The 19,433-nt window shown below is 56.6% G+C and carries 18 protein-coding genes, 1 tRNA gene and 1 pseudogene; 9 read left to right on the top strand and 11 right to left on the bottom strand.

Annotated features, from left to right (window positions below; genetic code table 11):
* Positions 1–6: 6 nt before the first annotated feature.
* Complete coding sequence (locus ACSBLW_RS04305; protein ID WP_435259002.1) at positions 7–345, bottom strand: hypothetical protein; 339 nt, start codon at positions 343–345, stop codon at positions 7–9.
* 115 nt (positions 346–460) lie between these two features.
* Positions 461–1,888, bottom strand: a complete 1,428-nt coding sequence (locus ACSBLW_RS04310; RefSeq protein WP_435259003.1) for a PLP-dependent aminotransferase family protein — start codon at positions 1,886–1,888, stop codon at positions 461–463.
* 69 nt (positions 1,889–1,957) lie between these two features.
* On the opposite strand from ACSBLW_RS04310, the gene ACSBLW_RS04315 reads away from it, so the two are divergent.
* A complete protein-coding gene (locus tag ACSBLW_RS04315) occupies positions 1,958–2,170 on the top strand; it encodes a DUF1127 domain-containing protein (protein WP_435259004.1) in 213 nt (70 codons plus the stop codon).
* Between the two features lie 71 nt (positions 2,171–2,241).
* On the opposite strand, the gene ACSBLW_RS04320 is transcribed toward ACSBLW_RS04315, so the two are convergent.
* The 5 genes from ACSBLW_RS04320 to ACSBLW_RS04340 all read right to left on the bottom strand — a co-directional run bounded on the left by ACSBLW_RS04320 (position 2,242) and on the right by ACSBLW_RS04340 (position 6,772).
* The gene (locus ACSBLW_RS04320; protein WP_435259005.1) at positions 2,242–4,122 is read right to left on the bottom strand and encodes an acyltransferase family protein; all 1,881 of its coding nucleotides are present in this window, start codon (positions 4,120–4,122) and stop codon (positions 2,242–2,244) included.
* A gap of 247 nt (positions 4,123–4,369) precedes the next feature.
* Positions 4,370–4,861, bottom strand: a complete 492-nt coding sequence (rpsI, locus tag ACSBLW_RS04325; RefSeq protein WP_435259006.1) for a 30S ribosomal protein S9 — start codon at positions 4,859–4,861, stop codon at positions 4,370–4,372.
* A 2-nt stretch (positions 4,862–4,863) separates the two neighbouring features.
* Complete coding sequence (rplM, locus tag ACSBLW_RS04330; protein WP_435259007.1) at positions 4,864–5,328, bottom strand: 50S ribosomal protein L13; 465 nt, start codon at positions 5,326–5,328, stop codon at positions 4,864–4,866.
* A 136-nt stretch (positions 5,329–5,464) separates the two neighbouring features.
* Positions 5,465–6,238 (bottom strand): GNAT family N-acyltransferase, encoded by a 774-nt coding sequence (locus ACSBLW_RS04335; RefSeq protein ID WP_435259008.1) that lies wholly within the window; start codon positions 6,236–6,238, stop codon positions 5,465–5,467.
* A 42-nt stretch (positions 6,239–6,280) separates the two neighbouring features.
* Positions 6,281–6,772, bottom strand: coding sequence for an outer membrane protein assembly factor BamE (locus ACSBLW_RS04340; RefSeq protein ID WP_435259009.1), 492 nt, complete (start codon positions 6,770–6,772; stop codon positions 6,281–6,283).
* 190 nt (positions 6,773–6,962) lie between these two features.
* Between ACSBLW_RS04340 and ACSBLW_RS04345 the strand changes: the two genes are divergently transcribed.
* The 8 genes and pseudogenes from ACSBLW_RS04345 (at position 6,963) to ACSBLW_RS04380 (ending at position 12,957) form a co-directional block, all read left to right on the top strand.
* Positions 6,963–7,544, top strand: coding sequence for a YceD family protein (locus ACSBLW_RS04345; RefSeq protein ID WP_435259010.1), 582 nt, complete (start codon positions 6,963–6,965; stop codon positions 7,542–7,544).
* A 172-nt stretch (positions 7,545–7,716) separates the two neighbouring features.
* Complete coding sequence (rpmF, locus tag ACSBLW_RS04350) at positions 7,717–7,923, top strand: 50S ribosomal protein L32 (RefSeq protein ID WP_435259011.1); 207 nt, start codon at positions 7,717–7,719, stop codon at positions 7,921–7,923.
* A 23-nt stretch (positions 7,924–7,946) separates the two neighbouring features.
* Positions 7,947–9,107: a phosphate acyltransferase PlsX gene (gene plsX / locus ACSBLW_RS04355; protein ID WP_435259012.1), complete on the top strand. Its 1,161-nt coding sequence runs from the start codon at positions 7,947–7,949 to the stop codon at positions 9,105–9,107.
* Positions 9,104–10,075 (top strand): beta-ketoacyl-ACP synthase III, encoded by a 972-nt coding sequence (locus tag ACSBLW_RS04360; RefSeq protein WP_435259013.1) that lies wholly within the window; start codon positions 9,104–9,106, stop codon positions 10,073–10,075. The genes plsX and ACSBLW_RS04360 overlap by 4 nt, the downstream gene beginning before the upstream one ends.
* Before the next feature lie 91 nt (positions 10,076–10,166).
* A complete protein-coding gene (gene ihfA, locus ACSBLW_RS04365) occupies positions 10,167–10,469 on the top strand; it encodes an integration host factor subunit alpha (RefSeq protein ID WP_435259014.1) in 303 nt (100 codons plus the stop codon).
* A gap of 15 nt (positions 10,470–10,484) precedes the next feature.
* Positions 10,485–10,856: pseudogene (locus ACSBLW_RS04370) on the top strand (MerR family transcriptional regulator); the annotation flags it as partial.
* A gap of 877 nt (positions 10,857–11,733) precedes the next feature.
* Positions 11,734–11,811, top strand: a tRNA-Pro gene (locus ACSBLW_RS04375).
* 69 nt (positions 11,812–11,880) lie between these two features.
* Positions 11,881–12,957, top strand: a complete 1,077-nt coding sequence (locus tag ACSBLW_RS04380) for a 2'-deoxycytidine 5'-triphosphate deaminase (protein WP_435259015.1) — start codon at positions 11,881–11,883, stop codon at positions 12,955–12,957.
* Here the strand turns inward: ACSBLW_RS04380 and ACSBLW_RS04385 are convergent, their stop codons facing one another.
* The 4 genes from ACSBLW_RS04385 to ACSBLW_RS04400 form a co-directional block, all read right to left on the bottom strand.
* Positions 12,958–13,857, bottom strand: coding sequence for an NAD(P)-dependent oxidoreductase (locus tag ACSBLW_RS04385; protein WP_435259016.1), 900 nt, complete (start codon positions 13,855–13,857; stop codon positions 12,958–12,960).
* A 10-nt stretch (positions 13,858–13,867) separates the two neighbouring features.
* Positions 13,868–15,298 (bottom strand): aldehyde dehydrogenase family protein, encoded by a 1,431-nt coding sequence (locus ACSBLW_RS04390; protein WP_435259017.1) that lies wholly within the window; start codon positions 15,296–15,298, stop codon positions 13,868–13,870.
* Positions 15,299–15,305: 7 nt separating this feature from the next.
* Positions 15,306–16,859: a trimethylamine methyltransferase family protein gene (locus ACSBLW_RS04395; protein WP_435259018.1), complete on the bottom strand. Its 1,554-nt coding sequence runs from the start codon at positions 16,857–16,859 to the stop codon at positions 15,306–15,308.
* Between the two features lie 65 nt (positions 16,860–16,924).
* On the bottom strand, positions 16,925–19,360 hold the full coding sequence (locus ACSBLW_RS04400; protein WP_435259019.1) for a GcvT family protein: 2,436 nt from the start codon (positions 19,358–19,360) through the stop codon (positions 16,925–16,927).
* Between the last annotated feature and the right edge of the window lie 73 nt (positions 19,361–19,433).

The raw sequence follows: 19,433 nt of genomic DNA on the forward strand, positions 1-19,433 counted from the left end.
GATTTCTTATCCTGCGACGCGTTCAATGTGTATCGCGCGCTTTTTCAGCTCGTCATAAAGCGTCGGCAATACACGAAGTGAGCCGACGGCAGCCTGCAAAGCATCCGAAAGACGACGCTCATCTGTACGCCCATCTGCCACACGCCACACCATGCGGCGGGCAACTCCATCATCATAAACAATTTCAGTACGGCCTGCACGCGTACGCAGACCCAGAAAATCAGCCCCACCATGGGGGGCGTGGAAAGCGGCTTGGATACCCATCGTTTTTGCGCCCTGCTCGGTGTGCCATTCGGCATCACATGTTGATAAGCCCAAGCTGCTCTTGTTGTCGTTATCGGTCAATTGGACTCCGCGCGAGGGGCTTGTGCTGGCACAAATCTGCGATTCCAAAGACACAGAATCAGGAGGTCGTGACGAATTCAGCCAGAAAGTCGCCACAATCCCGCCACAATCGGCTTCAAACCATCAAATCCGAGGGTGGCTCGGCTAACAAACGCGCCAAACGTCGCAACGCTTTCTCATACTCCTCCAGCCCCACGTTTCCGGAAAATGCGATGCGAACCGCGTTAGGCGCACGGCCATGTACCAACGCATATTCATCCGCAGAGCGCACCACCACACCTGCCCCTTCAGCCCGAGATACAAAATTGGAGGCGCGCCAGCCTGAGGGAAGCCGAAGAAACCCAAATCTCACGCCAGGTGACCAAGCGAGATCGAAAGCGCCAAGTTCATTCACTGCCATTTGAAGGCGAACCTCGAGTTCCTCGTGCACCCGAGCGCGTAGCCGATGCGCTTCGCCAGACGACAACAGATGCAAGACGACTGCTTCGATTGGACGAGCTAGAGCGAAGAACGAATGTTGGGCGGTCAGGCGCCCAGCCTGCCCCATGCCAATGGGCGCAATCATATAGCCAAAACGCAGTCCAGCGGAAACGGTCTTCGACAGACTGCCAACATACCAAGTTCGCTCTGGGGCAATCGCGCGTAGCGATGGCCGATTCGACAGAGAGACAGAATAGCAATCATCTTCAAGTATTTGCAGATCATGACGTCGCGCAACATCGGCAATTTGCGCCCGACGCTCTGCCGACATGCGCCCAGTGGTCGGGTTCTGAGCCTCCGGCGTCAGACACAAAACTTGGGCGCCATGCCGACGGCACGCCGCCTCCAAGGCATCTGGACGGATACCTTCGGCGTCCATCTCAACGGCGACGACCTCGGCCCGCGCAAGCTTTGCGGCATGGCGGAATCCCGGATATGCAAGTTCTTCGGTCAGAACAACGGGACGATCACCACGTAGGCAGCACAAAAACACCAGAATAATGGCGTTCTGGCCCCCATGGGTCAGCACCACCTCTTCTGGCCCGAATGAACCCAACGTTCTGTCAGAAACCCATTCGCAGATCGCTTCTCGCAATGGCAGCTCGTCGCTTTGGCGAGGATAGTCGACCCAGTCATTTGCCGGATCGAGCGAGATTTCTCGCAATGCAGCTGCAATGGCTTCGTTTTGCCCAACGTCGGGAAGGATCGGCGCTCGCAGATCGACCCGTCCTTGATCGCGTGAACTGTCGCGTTCGATGAACAGGGGTTGCGTCGGACCAAGGCGCGGCGCCCGGCTCGCAACAAAAGTGCCCCGACCGACGGTTGCCGCCAGAAGGCCCTCTTGCGTAGCCAAGTTATAGGCCCGCGCGACCGTGCCTGGCGTAACTTTCATTTGCCAAGCAAGTTCACGAACAGTCGGAAGCTGTGCCCCTTCGGCCAACTCCCCAGATCGAATTGACTCACGCAAAGCGCGCATCAATGCGAGATATTTCGGTCCATCTGCCTGCGATATGTCCGGCAGCCAGTTTATTGTATCCACCACAATGTACCTCTGGCGATTCATTAGGCAATTTTTGTATCAATATACTATGGCATACACCGCCATTGTATCAATACAAAAGGATCTTGAAAAATGTCTCCCGTCGAAACGCTGGTTTTCCGTCCTGCATCGCTGCCGCCGCTGTCGCGCGTCGTTCTGCGCGCCGCAGTTCTGGTTCTGGCATGGGAGACTCGCGCCCGAACCCGCAAACAATTGCGAAAGTTGGATCGCCACATGCTCAGAGACATCGGACTGGATGCGCTGTCAGCCGAGGCAGAGTGCAATCGTCCGTTTTGGCGCGACTGACAAAGCCCTGCTCCCCTGGGCGACTTTGGGCCGGCATTGCCGGCCCTTTTTTATATTTTGAGTGCCAGGTGTTAAGGCAATTTGAGGCCAAGTTTGGCGAATTCGCCAACAAGGTAATCTGCGCCTGCCGCTGTTAGATGTCCGTAATCATAGGCAATCGCAATGCCCTCAGGCGTAGCGGTCCTGCAAGTGTCCTGCTTACAAAGCGCTTCGATAGGGTCGAAGAATTCCCCGCCTTCAAGCTCGGTCTCTTGGCGCATGCGCGCGTTCTCTTGCCGCTTTTTCTCTGCCTGACGCATCAGTCCCGGAGACTGATAGCGTGCGCGAGGCAGGAATGCGGCCTCAACTATAAGCTTCGGTGAAACGTCAAATTCAGGTTGTTGGCCAATGACAACAACACGTATTCCATGCGACTTCAGGTATGAAACGGTCTCTGCGACCGACGGATAGGATTTGGAGTGCCAGCGTGCGACAATCACAACCGTCTCAACCCGCTTTTTCACTATGAGGTCACTGTAGAACCAAGCCCAAAGCCGTTCACAGCCGGATCTCGGTTCCTTCGCTGAGTATAAAGGATTCGAACCGGTGCAGGCCGCCCGGAATAGATTTGTATCTGGGAAGCGTTCACTGATTGCTTGCTGGTAAGCACTGGCAAAACTATCGCCAATAACCGCAATCGCTCCATCCGGGGCCTCTCCTACCACGCAGTTTCGCTCCCATGATGCACTTGAAGTTGTGACGGCGCAGGGGCGACGCGAAAACTTCGGCGCCTGGCGCGTCCCCGAGGTTAGAATTGCTTGAGCCGCACTGTCGAACCGGCCTGGCAGCCCGTTCAGAGCTATCATTGCAAATGACGTCAAACCGACCGCTGCCATTCCCGAAAGTCCTGCAATGTAAACCGTCGAGCGCGACATTGCCCGCCGACGTGCTGGCTTTTCCACCAGATAGTAACTCATAACCGAAATGGCTGTCGCAACCACCAAAGCGGAAATTGCCTGCGTGACCGTCAGTTCCTGTTCATTGTTCCACACGAACAGGAACACAAGTATCGGCCAGTGCCACAAATAAAGAGAGTAAGAAACCAGACCAATTGCGGGAAAGGGCGGAAGAGACAGGAGACGACTTACAAACGTTCCCTGTCCGCTGAGCCACAAGACAGTGGCGCCCCCACAAACAACCGCGAAGACACCCCACAAGTTGTTGCCGCCAACTTGCTCCAATACGGCGAAACCACCGATCAGAACGGAAAAAGCCACGGCAGCCAAAATTTGCGTCAAGGTCTTAGAAAGGCTCGGCACGGGTACCAAAGCGGCAAGGGCTCCAACACCTAATTCCCAAGCGCGGGCATGAGGCATGTAGAACCCAACGTCCGGGTCTTGCTTCGCGAGATAAAGCGCGGTGGAAAAGCTGGCGACGATCACCGCAATCAGCAATGCCAGCATCACATTTCTGAATGCCTTTCCAGTCAGATAGGCTGCCGCGAATAACAAGGGTGCCCACACTAGATAAAACTGCTCTTCTACGCCCAATGACCAAGTGTGCAACAAGGGCTTGGTAAATGCCGCAGTATCAAAATAGCCCGTGGCGAAGTAAAAATGGAAATTGGCGTAGCCGAAAGTAGCCGCGAGCCCGGACGCACCAAGCGCCTTAAGATCGGACGGCCCAAGCATTATTAGCCCAGTTGCCAAAACGACAATGGTCATCACCAACAGCGCCGGCAAGATGCGTCGGATCCGCCGCGCATAAAAATCGACCAGAGAGAAGGTTCCAGCGGCAACATCCTGCTTGATCAGGCTGGTGATCAGATAGCCACTGATTGCGAAGAAGAGATCTACGCCGGCAAACCCGGAATCTTTCAGCCAGAGGCCATAGTGAAACAAGACCACGGAAACGATTGCTATCGCGCGAAGTCCATCAATGTCCGCGCGGTATGAAAGCTTGTCTTGGGCCAAAATGATTCCCCTTTGTAATCACGGGTCACCATATTTGTTCAAATCGTCACGAAAAAGGCCACCCGCTGGCGCCGGCGTTTGTCCAAAGGGTGATCCTGCCCAAGATAAGGTTCTGACAAAAGTGCCGTTGCCTGCCTTCAACTTCGGTAGCAGGGCCGCTTCACCCCATTAGAAATAAAAAACGCAGCCAAAAGGCTGCGTTTTCCGAATAGTGTAATTCCAAGGCTCTTCGCCTCGGAAACACAACTTAGCGCTTCGAGAACTGGAACGAACGCCGGGCCTTTGCCTTACCGTACTTCTTACGTTCAACGACACGGCTGTCGCGGGTCAGGAAGCCAGCGGCCTTCAAAGCGCCACGCAGAGCCGGTTCGTAAAGCTGGAGAGCCTTTGAAATACCGTGCTTTACAGCGCCAGCCTGGCCGGACAGACCACCACCAGCGACTGTTGCGTAGACGTCAAACTGGCCTTCGACATTGGCAATCTGGAACGGCTGCTTCAGGATCATCTGAAGAACCGGACGAGCAAAGTATGCCGACATTTCCTTGCCATTGACGGTGACCTTGCCAGAACCTGGCTTAACCCAAACGCGGGCAACAGCGTCTTTACGCTTACCAGTCGCATAAGAGCGGCCAAGGGCATCGCGAACCGGAGTGCGCGGAGCGGCTTCAGCGGCAGCCGCGGGAGCGGCCGAACCGGAAACAGCCGATTTCAGATCGTCGAGAGATTTGATGTCAGCCATAATCAAGCGCTCCGGGTGTTCTTCGGGTTCAGGACTTTGACGTCCAGAACGGTCGGCTGCTGAGCTTCATGCGGGTGCTCGGCACCGGCATAAACGCGCAGGTTCGTCATCTGCTGACGGCCCAAACGGTTGCGGGTGATCATGCGCTCAACAGCTTTGATCACGACGCGCTCGGGATGAGCGCCTTCCAGCACTTGCTTGGCGGTACGGCTCTTGATGCCGCCCGGATGGCCAGTGTGCCAGTAGTATACTTTGTCGTCGCGCTTCTTGCCGGTCATCTGTACCTTGTCGGCGTTGATGACGATGACATTGTCACCCATGTCCATGTGGGGGGTGAAGGTCGGCTTGTTCTTGCCGCGCAGGATATTGGCGACGATCGTGGCGAGGCGTCCCAGAACAACGCCCTCGGCGTCGATCAGGATCCACTTCTTCTCGATGTCCGCCGGAGTAGCGGTAAAGGTTTTCATCGGTCGTGTCCCATGAGGATAGGCGAGGCTTATGCCCCTGAATCTCGGATGCGGGCTTATCGCCTAGTTCACCACCGCGGTCAACATCGCATTTCTAAATTTAAATGTTTAATATCAATGTGTTAAAAAAGTGGTATTATTTTACCCCATCACTTCTTGCTGTTATAGCACGAAGTGCACGGGCTCTTTCCGGCGGAATCTTTTCGATTTCGACACCGGTAAAGACATGTAGTGTATCAAGGTCTTGATCGATTACCGCGTGATCGCTGACCCATCCTCCCAGACCAAGATAGCTCCGCAACAGGGCCGGCATCAACGAAAGCGCACGAGAACTATTGATCGGGGTCGGGAGATCAGCAAAATCGACGCGAAACGCTGACTTCGGACGCGGGCGCCAATCTTCAGGGCCGATACGAGGCCTGAGTAGCGCCAGGGAAGCCGCATGCTGGCGAGGATCCGCGCCATGAAAACTGGTACAACCAAACAAGAGCCCTACCCCACATGAATCGACAACCGCGGTCATTGCCGCCCAAGCAAGCCGCAACACATCAGGATCTTGGCTGCCGGGAGCAACACAAAAGCGCCCGAGTTCCAGCATCGGCTTTGGAAATTGTTCAAGCGGAGAAAGATCGTAGTATTTGCCTGTATAAGACTGCGTGATCTGCCCCCCCTGCCAAAGGCGAAGTCGGTAGCAGGCCAAGACAGAGTGATCTTGCAGAACAAGAACATGGCTGGAGACGGCATCAAAATCATCTGCGTCAAAACCATCTGCAAAGTCTGAAACATTGTGGTTCGCAAAAGCTCGATATCGCAGGCGCTGCGCATCCCTAACTTCACTATCCGAGCAAGCCAGACGAACAACGAGCTTTCCTCTTCGAAATGCGGGAAAGGATACATCATTCTGAGCCATGTCGGCGCCTTTGCTAAGCACAAGGAAGCCTGAAGACACCACTCAATTGAGCAGCTGCGCCGTTCCAAGTCGACCGAAGTTAGAGAAGAGCTGACGCAGAACGCTCATACCTTTCACGTTGCTTTCGGTCACGCGACGCGACAGGGGAACGATCTGCCCGCGTTCCATTCCAAACCGTTCGACGTTTTGGAGGACACCGGCCTCGCTGAAGGTCAAGGCGACGACTTGACGATCGATTTCTTCGGGTGGCAACGCGCCTTTTTGTACCCAACGGCTTTGAACATAGAACCACCCCGTGTCGTTCAAAAGTCCCGACGCAGAGGGCCGTCCGACTTTAGGCCCGGCTGTTTCTCTAGTATCTTTGCCCACTTCCAACTGGGCGAGATCTTCGTCGTTCGGCACATATCCGTGGTTGCGATAGATGGGCGCGCAGGCCGCCACGACAATTACAAGAGCCGAAGCCAGAATTGCCGAAAAAAACCGATTGGGACGCAATCCCCGATTCCGGCCATCTGCAGCTGTCTTCACCGTCATGAAATTCTACCTTCGTCCAAACCCTGCTGCGGTAAGGCCTTGCATTGCCTTGCCAACACTTGCTTTCGCGGCCTATGCCGCTTATGGCGCGGTGCGAAGCTATGCCCGCTTGCCCCAAAGGCTTATAGAAGGAAGCTAGTTGGTTCAAGAATGGAACGAGCAGAGCCGCATCTTGCAAAGGAGGATTGCCATGGCACACCAAAATGACGCTGCGGACCACGACAGCGAGGTGCCAGAAAGCTTCCGCCACCCTTTGCGCGTGGCAAGCCTCGCCACCAGAAAGCCTACCCGATTCAAACTTGATCCCGACGCAGCGACCCGCGCAGCCGTTGCGGAAACGCTGGGCCTGATCGAGTTGCCTCGCCTGCGTATGAAGGGCGAGTTGACGCCAAGCGGTTCACGGGACTTCACACTGAAGGCGGTCCTTGAAGCAAGCATCGTGCAGCCATGTTCTGTCACCCTCGCTCCGGTTCCGTCCGATCTGAAAGAAGATGTGGTGCGACGCTTTGTTGCGGATTGGCATGAACCCGAGGGCGATGACGTCGAAATGCCCGAGGATGACAGCGCAGAGCCCCTGCCAGACGTCATCGACCTCGGTCATGTCGCCATCGAAGCGCTGGCCCTTGCGTTGCCGCTTTATCCACGGGCGCCCGGTGCAGAGTTGGGCGATGTGAACGCAACTCCTCCGGGTGCTGAACCCATCCTTGAGTCCGATATGAAACCATTTGCCGGATTGGCCGCCTTGAAGGCCAAGCTAGAAAACCCAGAATAGGACCCGTAGGACGACTTAACGGGCAAGCTTAGAAAAGGGCTTGCGCCGGATCGAAATACGGGTATGTTCCGCGCCTCATTCGGGGTGTGGAAACGCGCCCCCGGCGGCTTTGTCCGCTTGAAGAATCGTTAAGGAAAACAGGGGCCTGTCCCCACTACCCCGAGGTTGCGACATGGCTGTCCCGCAGAACCGAGTCACCAAATCCCGCCGCAACATGCGCCGTGCGCATGACGCTCTTGTTGCTGGCAACCCTGCTGAATGCCCGAATTGCGGCGAACTGAAGCGCCCGCATCACGTCTGTGGCGCGTGCGGCCATTACGACTCGAAAGAAGTCGTTTCGACCGCCAAGGACATCGACCTGGACGACGACGCGGCGTAAGCCGTGTCTGACTCTCCCCACTCATGGTAAACGGACCCGACCAAACGGTGACCGGTATCCTGACAGCGGGGGCTGATGCCTCAGGCATTACTGTCATTTCGGTTGACGCCATGGGCGGCGACCGTGGGCCGGCGGCTGTGGTCGCCGGCATTGGCATTTCAGCAGACAAGCATCCCGATGTGCAGTTTATTTTGCATGGCGATGAGTCCACGCTGAAAGCGCTTTGCGCAAAGACCCCTGCCCTTTCAAACCGCGTCCGCATCGTCCATGCCGAGAGGGTCGTGACGATGAATGACAAGCCAAGCCAAGTTATGCGCCATGGCGAAGGCACGTCGATGTGGTCAACGGTCGAGAGCGTGAAGAATGGCGAAGCACAGGCTGCTGTTTCTTGCGGAAATACCGGCGCCTTGATGGCGGTCAGCATGATCCGACTTCGCAAGATCCCGGGCGTAAATCGCCCGGCCATTGCCTGCCTTTGGCCAAGCCGGAACCCAGGCGGCTTCAATGTCATGCTGGACGTCGGCGCAGGGGTCGAAGCCGAAGCCGAAGATCTTTTGCAATTTGCGGCTATGGGAGCGTCTTATGCACGCAACGGTCTTGCTGTGGCACGGCCGCGTGTTGGACTTCTAAACGTTGGCACGGAAGAACATAAAGGCCGGACCGAACTTAAGTCGGCACATGACCGATTGGCCGCTGCCGCCGAAGCGGGTTCTTACGATTTCGTCGGCTTCGTGGAAGGTGTCGATATTCCTTCAGACCGAGTGGATGTGATCGTCACGGACGGATTTACAGGCAATGTCGCGCTCAAGACGGGCGAAGGTACGGCAAAACTGATCTCAGATCTCCTGAAGGAAGTGTTCAGCGACGGACTGCTTTCGAAATTCACCGCGCTACTTGCGATGGGCTCGCTGAAGCGACTGCAGCGCCGGATTGATCCTCGACGGGTCAATGGCGGCGTGTTCCTTGGCTTGAATGGGACTGTCGTCAAATCGCACGGTTCGTCGGATGAGACGGGAGTTGCAGCGGCCGTCAGCCTTGCTATCCAACTGGCCCGCACCGGTTTCGTTGATCGCCTTGCAGCACGGGTTGCATCTACCGGTCGCGCGGGGCAGGATGCAGCGGAAGTGGGCGGGGCAGTCAACAACTCGATGCCGGCCTCGGCGGAAACGGGACCAGAAGCATGACGATACGCGCGGTTGTTCGTGGCGTTGGGCACTATTTGCCTGAACGGGTAGTCCCGAATTCTGAACTTGAAAGCTTGGTAGAAACCTCTGACGAATGGATTCGTTCGCGCTCTGGTATCGAGCGTCGGCATTTCGCAGCAGAGGGCGAAACAACCTCAATGCTGGCAACCCACGCAGCGAGAGCTGCTTTGGCGGATGCAGGTTTTGACGCTGACGACATTGACGCGATCGTCCTCGCCACCTCGACTGCTGACCTGACATTTCCATCGGCAGCGACGATGGTTCAGGCCAATCTGGGTATGACAAAGGGCTTTGCATTTGATGTTCAGGCCGTCTGTGCCGGGTTTGTCTATGCTTTGACAAACGCCAACGCCCTGATCCTGTCCGGTCAAGCAAAACGCGTGCTCGTCATTGGCGCTGAAACGTTCAGCCGCTTGATGGACTGGAATGACCGCACAACGTGCGTCCTGTTCGGGGACGGTGCAGGCGCAGTGGTTCTTGAAGCACAAGAAGGTCAAGGGAGTGCGTCGGACCGCGGAATTCTTGCGACCGATTTGAACTCTGATGGTCGCTACAAAGACATCCTCTATGTCGATGGTGGTGCGAGCACTGGCACCGTTGGGCACCTTCGCATGTCTGGCAAAGAAGTGTTTCGTCACGCCGTGGAAAAACTGGCTGAAACCGCGAACACCTGCCTGGACAAGGCGGGCCTGACCAGCGGCGACGTTGATTGGATTGTGCCTCATCAGGCCAATATTCGGATCATCGAAGGCACAGCCAAGAAAATGCAGTTGCCGATGGAACGCGTGGTTGTCACAGTCCAAGATCACGGCAACACTTCGGCGGCTTCCATTCCGCTTGCCCTCTCCGTTGGAAAGGCAAGAGGACAGATCAAAGAAGGTGATCTGATCGTTACTGAGGCAATCGGCGGCGGTTTGGCCTGGGGCTCGGTCGTTCTGCGCTGGTAATTCGCGTTTGAACTCTTCCTTCCAAGTCTCTGATATTGACTCGCAAATCGGCTCAGCGCATCCTGCCTGAAAATCAGGGGGGATTAAAAAGATGAGCGAGAAGACTCTGACACGGATGGACCTTTCTGAGGCAGTGTTCCGAGAAGTCGGACTAAGCCGCAACGAAAGTGCGCAATTGGTGGAATCTGTGCTTCAGCATATGTCCGATGCACTGGTTACCGGAGAGCAGGTCAAGATCTCGTCTTTCGGAACTTTTTCCATTCGCGACAAAACCGCCCGTGTTGGTCGCAATCCTAAAACTGGCGATGAAGTTCCGATTAGCCCGCGTCGTGTGCTGACATTCCGCCCGTCTCATCTGATGCGCGACCGCGTGGCCGCTGGAAAGAAGAAGTAAGGGAGGCCGGGGCGCATGGAAAAATCGCCCGATGCCTTTCGTACGATTTCCGAGGTGGCAGAACATCTGGAAACCCCAGCCCATGTGCTGCGGTTCTGGGAAAGCCGTTTCCCACAGATCCGGCCGGTAAAGCGCGCTGGTGGTCGTCGCTATTATCGGCCTGCTGATGTCGCTTTGCTAACTGGGATCAAGCGTCTGCTTCATGACGAAGGCATGACGATCCGTGGCGTGCAAAAGATCTTGCGTGAGCAAGGTGTACGTTACGTTTCGGGCATGGCAGATGACGCAACTGCCGATGACGATGAAGCACTGGAGGCCGCGCTTGCATCCTCTTCCGGCGCGGCGGAAGCCCCGCCCCATTTGCCGGTAGCCGAAGCTGAAGCTGCACAGGTCATCGCCCTTGAGACTGCATTGTCCGCAAGCATTGAGCGCGCTGAAAGCATTGAAGACTCAATGCCGAACGGTGACGACGCAATCGGCCTAGAAACCGCCGAAGACTCTGAAGAAATGGCAGAAGCAGATAGCGAAGAAGCGCCCGCCACAGTGCTTCCGACGCCGTTTTCTCCAAAATCAAAAGAGCCCATTCGCACAACGCCTCCGCCACGCAAAACACCGGCGGACGATGGGATTTCAGATCTCTTTTCTCGAATGGTCGCGTCCACTTCTACGTCTGAAGAAGACGCTGGTGAGGCGGATAGCGCAGATAATGACGTTGAGATCATCGACTTCAACGCATCGAAATCCCCTCCAAAACTGGTTGCGATTGATGAGCTGAAGGCCAGTGAAGAGGCGCCGTTCGAGCAGAGCCCTGACAGTGTCGAGGGCGAGACCGGGCTGGCCAACGAAGAAGCAGAAGAAGCCCCAATGGCCGTCTGGGCCGATGACGTCCCCACAGATGAATATCCAGAAAATCGTGTTGGATTGTCGAACGAACCGGGACCGACACTTCGGGTGACGCGGATTGGGGCAGCTTCAAATAAGTCTGCACCGATGAACGCAGCGCCGAAACCGCATTTGGAATCCGAGATCGGGCCGGACAGCGATTTGGCGCAAACGATTGCGTCGCGCCTAAGGGCGACCCGCGCCGATCAATTGTCTCATTCAGATCGAGGAACTCTGACAGTGATCCGTGCGCGGGCACGGTCCCTGCGTGATCGGCTGGCTGCCCCCCCTCGTCTGGGTCACTAGCAGCAAGAATTCGGGGCAGATCAATGCGCTTTCCGGCTTGTGCAGCCCGCGAATTTCGTTATGTATCCCCCGGTGTCGGGCCGTGGCGCAGCCTGGTTAGCGCGTCCGTCTGGGGGGCGGAAGGTCGTGAGTTCGAATCTCACCGGCCCGACCAACAAAGAAATCGCCCGCTTGGCTTATGGCCCGGCGGGCGTTTCTCTATCAGGACCAAGGGAGGGATCCGATGACTGGGACAGGCGTCTTGCCAGCACAGGCCCTGCGAAAGCTGATTGCCGACGGTGCGATATCGGCCAATCCCGAAATCATCCCTGCCCAGATTCAGCCTGCTAGTCTTGACTTACGGCTTGGAACTGTCGCCTACCGCGTTCGCGCGTCCTTTCTCGCCGGAAAAGGGCGCCCGGTTGCTGAACGCCTTGCCGAATTTGAAATGCACAAAATCGACCTCACTCAGGGAGCGGTTCTCGAGAAGGGCTGTGTTTACGTCATTCCGTTGATGGAAAAATTACGTCTGCCGAAGGGCCTGTCGGCAGTCGCCAATGCAAAATCTTCAACGGGACGCCTTGATCTGCTGACCAGAACCATTACCGATGGTGGCACAGAGTTTGACCGCATTCCCGACGGATATGATGGACCGCTTTATGCCGAAGTCTGCCCGCGATCTTTCAGTGTACTGGTCCGCCCCGGACAGCGTTTGAACCAGATCAGATTCCGGTCTGGTCAGGCAGTCCTGACCGACGCGGAACTCTTGGAGTTGCACGGCCGAGAACCTTTGGTGGATGGACAAGCCGTCATATCGGAAGGCCTTGGCTTTTCAGTCGATCTGCGCCCCCGCAAAGGCGATCTAATCGGCTTTCGGGCCAAACCTCATGCCGGTGTGATCGACCTTGATCGGATTGGACACTACCCCGCTCAGGACTTTTGGGAAGAAATCCGCAACACGAATGGTCAGATCATTCTCGACCCGGGTGCCTTTTACATCCTAGTCAGCCAGGAGGCTGTGACCATTCCGCCGGATTATGCCGCTGAAATGGCCCCTTACCTCGCGATGGTTGGCGAGTTTCGTGTGCATTACGCGGGCTTTTTCGACCCGGGATTTGGTCATGCAGCAGCAGGCGGAACCGGATCACGCGGTGTTCTGGAAGTGCGTTGCCACGAAGCGCCCTTTGTTCTGGAACATGGGCAAGTCGTGGGCCGTTTGGTTTACGAACGCATGGCGGAACGCCCTGATGCGCTATATGGCGAGAAGATTGCCTCAAACTATCAGGGCCAAGGATTGAAACTGGCCAAGCAGTTCCGCTGATTACTCCAGCCGCCCCGGGAAACCCTCGGCGCGCAAATCGGTTCCAAGCAAATCTTCCAGAAGCTTGGCAATCATCGGCGATTGAGCGTGACCACCATAGGCGGCTTTTGCTGCGACATAGGTCTGGTTGGTCATCGATGCCAGATCCAGCGGCACACCAAATTCGCGGCCAAAATTCAAAGCGAACCCCAAATCCTTCAAGGCAAGATCAATGTTGAAGGCAATGTCATAGCTTCCGTTCAGGATCAGCGCGCCTTCGGTTTCATGCACGAAGCTGGTACCGGACGAAGCCGCAATGGCATGCCACGATTGGGCCAGATCCAAGCCACCGCGCTTTGCCAACATCAAGGCTTCAGAGCAGGCCTTCAGGTGGATAAAGGCCAGCATGTTGGTGATCACCTTGATGATCGCGGCACTTCCAAGATCACCCATGTGGAACAGGCGATTGCCAATCACCTGCAGCGCGGGCTTGTGCAATTCAACCAACTCTGCCGCCCCGCCCACAAGGACAGTGATTTCGCCACGCGCGGCAAGGTGAACGCCCCCTGTGACCGGACACTCCAAAAGCGCGATGCCACTGTCGGCTGCAAGTTCCCCCAGTCGAAGGATGTCGTCCCGGCTCAAAGTCGAATTCTCGATCCACGTCGCGCCCGGTTTCATCTCGGGAAGCATTTCCGCCAGGACTGCCTCGCTCACGGCAGGGGAAGGAAGGCAAGTGAACACATGATCCACCTGACGGGCCACATCGGCAGCCGATGTGGCGACCGTTGCCCCCATTGCACGATGGCGTTCGGCCAAGGAGGAATCTCTGTCATAAACGACAACCTCAAAGCCGTTCCGCAACAGACTGGCTGCGATATGCCCGCCCAGATTACCCAGCCCGATATAGCCATATTTCATTTGCTGCACCTTAGCTTCCATAGCCCACGATGGCCTTCACCTCACAAAAGTCGTGAATGCCCCAATCAGCATACTCGCGACCATTGCCGGACTGTTTATATCCGCCGAAGGGGGCAAAGGTATCCCAGTCGGGATAGTTGACGTTTACCTGCCCGGCCCGCAGTCGACGCGCGACAGCCCGCGCGACTTCTATGGGCCCCTGCACATAAGCAGCAAGGCCATAGACTGTGTCATTCGCCATCTGAACGGCGTCATCAACGGTGTCATAGGGAAGGATCGCCAACACTGGCCCAAATATCTCTTCCCTTGCGATGGTCATCTGATTGGTGACGTCTCCAAAAATTGTGGGCTGCGCAAACCAGCCGCGGTTCAGGCCTGATGGACGCCCTGTTCCACCGCACAAGAGCCGGGCACCTTCCTCGATCCCCTTCTGGATCAGTCCCTGAACCTTTTTGAACTGAAGCTCGCTGACCAACGGCCCCATCGTGGTTTCTTCGTCAGCCGGATTGCCAACAACGATTTCAGCCGCAGCGGCAATGGCAGCCTGATAGGCCATTTCTGCCTGGCTGCGAGGCACAAACATGCGTGTCGGCGCATCACAGGACTGCCCCGTATTACCCATGCAGCCCTCGACCCCTGCTTTGACAGAAGCCGCCAAATCTGCACCCGGCAAAATGATGTTTGCCGATTTCCCTCCCAGCTCCTGTGCCACACGTTTGACGGTTGGCGCCGCATTCTGGGCCACCTGAACTCCGGCGCGGGTCGAGCCAGTGAAACTGACCATGTCCACTTCGGGGTGTGAAGACAGCCGAACGCCCACCTCGGGTCCGGTACCATTGACCAAGTTAAAGACTCCGGCAGGCACTCCGGCCTTGTCGCAAACCTCTGCAAAAAGAACACCGGAAAGCGGCGCAATTTCAGAGGGTTTCAAGACCATCGAACAGCCGGCAATCAGTGCTGGAGCCACTTTGCAGGCAATCTGGTTCATCGGCCAATTCCACGGCGTAATCAGGGCGCAGACGCCAATCCCTTCATAGACGATACGGCTATTGCCCCGCGAATATTCCCAGACCATCTCCTCGGCGGCCTTTATCGTCGCTTCAAGATGAACTTGCCCCGCCCAAGCCTGTGCGTCACGCGCCCAACCCTTCGGAGCCCCCATTTCGATCCGCATCGCATCGGCAAAGTCATCGTAACGGCGGTTATATTCAGCCAAAATTGCACGAACGAGATCTATCCGATCTTTGACGGGCAAAACTGAAAAGCCGTCGAAAGCCCGCCTTGCCGCCATGATTGCCCGGTCGGCGTCAGCAGCATTCCCCAAAGCAACTTGGGCGACGATTTCTTCGGTTGCGGGATTCTCCACTCCGGCCTGATTGGTCGAAAGGGGCGACACCCACTGCCCATTGATGTAGAACTTAAGCCTGTTGTCGGAAATCATTGAAACCTCAGCGGAAATAGATGTTAAAGCGCTGCCGTATAACTCGATCGATCTCAGGATCGACCACACAGCCCGCCTTGGAGAGGATTGCATTCTTGCGTGCAATTGCCGTGTCCAACAACAAAGGCTTTCCAGCCTCATTCCATTCCTTGGGGCTCATGCGATTGCCAACCTTGGGGTAGACATATTCGGTCTGCATCAGTTGCAGGGTCTGGTCAGATCCAAGATAGTGACCCGGCCCTCCAAGACATACGTCCTTCATGGCGTCGATGCTGGTTGAATCAGGGGTCACGTCGATCCCACGCACAAGTCGCATCGCCTGTCCCAGAAGGTCATCCCCAAGCACAAGGCTTTCCAGACAGAACCCAAGAAGTGACGCGTGCATTCCAACGGCTTCGTAGCACATATTCAGACCGGCAAGCCCGGCAAGCGCGTTGGTGATCCCCTGCTCCCATCCGGCCTGCATGTCCGGCAGTTTGCTATCGGAAATCCCGCTCGCGGCACCGCCGGGAAGGCCATAGAACCGATGCATCTGTGCGCAACCAGCCGTGAGCAAGGCCTGCTCAGCGCTTCCCCCGGACATTGCCCCTGTCCTTAAGTCCGACACGAATGGCCAGGTTCCGAAGATCGCAGGCGCACCCTTCTTGATGGAATTCACATAGACAACCCCGGCAAGACATTCAGCAACTGCCTGAACAATCGTCAAGGCGATCGGCGCCGGCGCCGTTGCCCCCGCCTGCCCCGCTGACAAAAGCAGCATCGGCATGCCACGGCGGATGCAATCTTCCATCGTGATGCAGCTTTCCTCGGCAAACTTCATCGGTGGAACGACAAAGCAGTTCGAGTTGGATACGAACGGCCGTTCAAGCCACTTCTCTTCACCACCAGCCACGATATGCAGCATCTCGAAACAATCTGCGACATGGCTGGGGTCAGAGAATGACGTACCGACATGCTTCTTGGTTCCCGCAAGGCAGCCATAAAGCGTGTTCAGATCCATCTCCCGGTTATCGGGAATGTCGCGGCACACCATGGTCCGCTGGTAGAAATGGATATTGTCCAAATTGTCGACCAGACGCGCCGCGTCGTACAGATCCTGTGCCGTACTGTCACGGTATTCCAACGTGATCGGGTCGACGATATGCACAGCAGCACCCGCCGTGCCGTAATGAACATTGGTGCCGCTTAGATGCAGGTCATGCTTAGGGTCACGCGCATAAAGGGTGATGTCGCGCGCGGCAACGGCCAACATGTCTTCGACCAAGGCACGCGGAAACCGCATGCGACCATCGCTTCCCTGCACCGCCCCAGCGGCCGTCATGATCTCGACGCCTGACGGGGGCGCCTGGCTTAGCCCGATCTGCTCTAGCGCATCCAAGGCTGCCGAATGGATCTGCTGCACGCCGGCTTCGGTCAGCGGCTTATATTGCCCTCCAGGCATTCCCCCGCGCACCGGGCGCAGATTTTCGGCCAAAGGCGCGGCCCGCGCGGCAACGCGAGCGCCGCGCCCACCAGACCGCCGCGCACGTGCCGGTTCGCACACTTCTCCCAGGTCGCTCATTTCCGCTTCCTCTTCATCTGTTCATCAATACATCCCGAGAAATGGGGGCTGCCCCAAACCCGTTCTCAACCACGCACGCGTTCCGATTTCGGATCATACATTGGCGTCAGCGAAGCCTGAGCCTCATACCGTTTGCCGGCGATCTCAATCTCATAACGAGACGCCAGAACATCTGCATCGTTCTCGCCTTTACAGGGCACGTATCCCATCGCTACTGAGCCACCCAGATGATGCCCGTAGTTGCCGCTTGTCACCGGCCCCACGATCTTTCCATCGCGCACAATGGCTTCGTTGTGGAAGATTGCCGCCGCTGGATCGCGCACCAAGAACTGAACCATCTTTCGGTCCAGACCTGCTTCGCCTTTTCGAAGGACTGCCTCGCGTCCGATAAACCTTGACTTCTTCTTGCTCACCGCAAAACCGAGACCTGCTTCGAGAACATGATCCTCATCGGTGATGTCGTGCCCCCAATGCCGGTAGGCCTTTTCAATCCGGCAACTGTCCAGAGTATGCAGGCCACAAAGAGCCATCTCTGGCGCGGCTTCTTCCAAGGTCTCGAAAACATGCGCGGCCTGATCAGTTGGAATATAAAGTTCCCAACCCAGTTCGCCCACATAGGTCACCCGATGGGCGCGCGCCAATCCCATGCCAATCTCGATTTCCCGCATGGTTCCAAATGGATGCGCTTCGTTTGAAAAATCGTTCGGGCTCACTCTCGACAGAACCTCGCGCGATTTCGGCCCCATCAGGCAAAGAACCGCCTCACCCGAAGAGACATCCGTTACAACCGCGAAATCGTCGCCGATGTGGGCCCTCAGCCAAGCCAGATTGCGTTGCAGCGTCGCCCCCGGCACCACCAAAAGAAAGGCGGTCTCCGTCAGGCGAGTAACCGTAAGATCCGCCTCTATCCCACCCCTCTCATTCAGAAGCATCGTATAGACGATGCGCCCCTGATCGACATCCACCTCGGCAGAGCAGACTCGGTTCATGAACCGAAGTGCATCGCGCCCCTCTACCCTGATCTTTCCAAAACTCGTCATGTCAAACAGACCAACGCCGTGGCGAATGGCTGTATGCTCCGATTTCTGATTTTCGAACCAGTTTTGACGATGCCAGCCATAGCAGTATTCGCGCTCTTGCCCGTCCCGGGCGAACCAATTCGCCCGTTCCCATCCAGCGACTTCTCCGAAAACCGCCCCCCTCTTTTCAAGGTGCGTATGCAGCGGACTGCGCCGCACGCCGCGGCTGGTGACAACCTGACGGTAAGGGTAGTGGTCGGCATAAAGGAGGCCCAACGTCTCGCTTACCCGGTCCTTCAGATATTTGCGGTTCTTCTGGAACGGTTGTGCGCGCCGGATATCGACTTCCCAAAGGTCAAACGGAGGTTCGCCTTCCGTAATCCACTGTGCCAAGGCCATACCGGCCCCACCAGAAGACGCAATTCCGATAGAGTTATAGCCGGCGGCAATCCAATAGCCTTTCACTTCCGGTGCTTCGCCAAGGTAATAGCGATCATCCGGAGTAAAGCTCTCTGGGCCATTGAAGAAGGTGTGGATCCCGGCCTTTTCAAACAACGGCATCCGCTTCATCGCCGCTTCAAGGATCGGCATGAAGTGATCCCAATCCTCAGGCAGGGTGTCGAACTCAAAGTCCTCACGGATACCGTTCATGCCCCAGGGCTTGGCCTTTGGCTCAAAAGCACCAAGCATCATCTTGCCCGCGTCGGATTTGTAATAGGCGCATTCATCCGGCACGCGAAGAACGGGCAAATGCCCAAGCCCTTCAATAGGTTCGGTCACCAAATAGAAGTGCTCACAGGCATGAAGCGGAAGCGTCACTCCATTCTGCGCAGCCAAATCACGCCCCCACATCCCGCCGCAGTTAATTACGACATCTGACGCAATCGAGCCTGGGCCTTCGGGCCCCTCGTATTCGACACCCGTAACGCGTCCTTTCCTCTTCGTGACCTCCGTCACCTTGACACCCTCGGCGATGGTTGCGCCCCGCATCCGCGCCCCTTTGGCAAGTGCCATGGCGATGTTCGCCGGGTCACATTGCCCATCCAAGGGCAAATGGACGCCCCCCTTTGCATCACCGACTTCAAGATGTGGATACATCGCCTTGATTTCACTTGGTGAAATCTCATGCACATCAACATCAAATATGCGCGCCATCGTGGCTTGGCGACGCAACTCCTCCATCCGGTCATCGGTCAGGGCAACGGATATTGACCCAACTTGCCGCATGCCCGTTGATATTCCCGTTTCGGCTTCCAACCCAACGTAAAGCCCCGCCGAGTAACGCGCTAAACGGGTCATGTTGGCACTGGCGCGCAACTGCCCGATCAGACCAGCAGCATGCCATGTGGTGCCGCTTGTCAGCTTCCGGCGTTCCAAAAGCACGATATCGGTCCAACCAGCCTTGGCCAGGTGATAAGCTACGGAGCAGCCGGAAACGCCGCCTCCGATGATCACTGCCCGCGCATTCTTTGGCAAACCCACGTCCGTCGTCCTTTATCTTGGTCCAATTATCCTCGGGGGTAGATGTTTAGCGGCGGCGAAACATCCGAGGGGG

The sequence above is a fragment of the Thioclava sp. FR2 genome (genome assembly GCF_051200875.1).
Classification (GTDB): Bacteria; Pseudomonadota; Alphaproteobacteria; order Rhodobacterales; family Rhodobacteraceae; genus Pseudotabrizicola.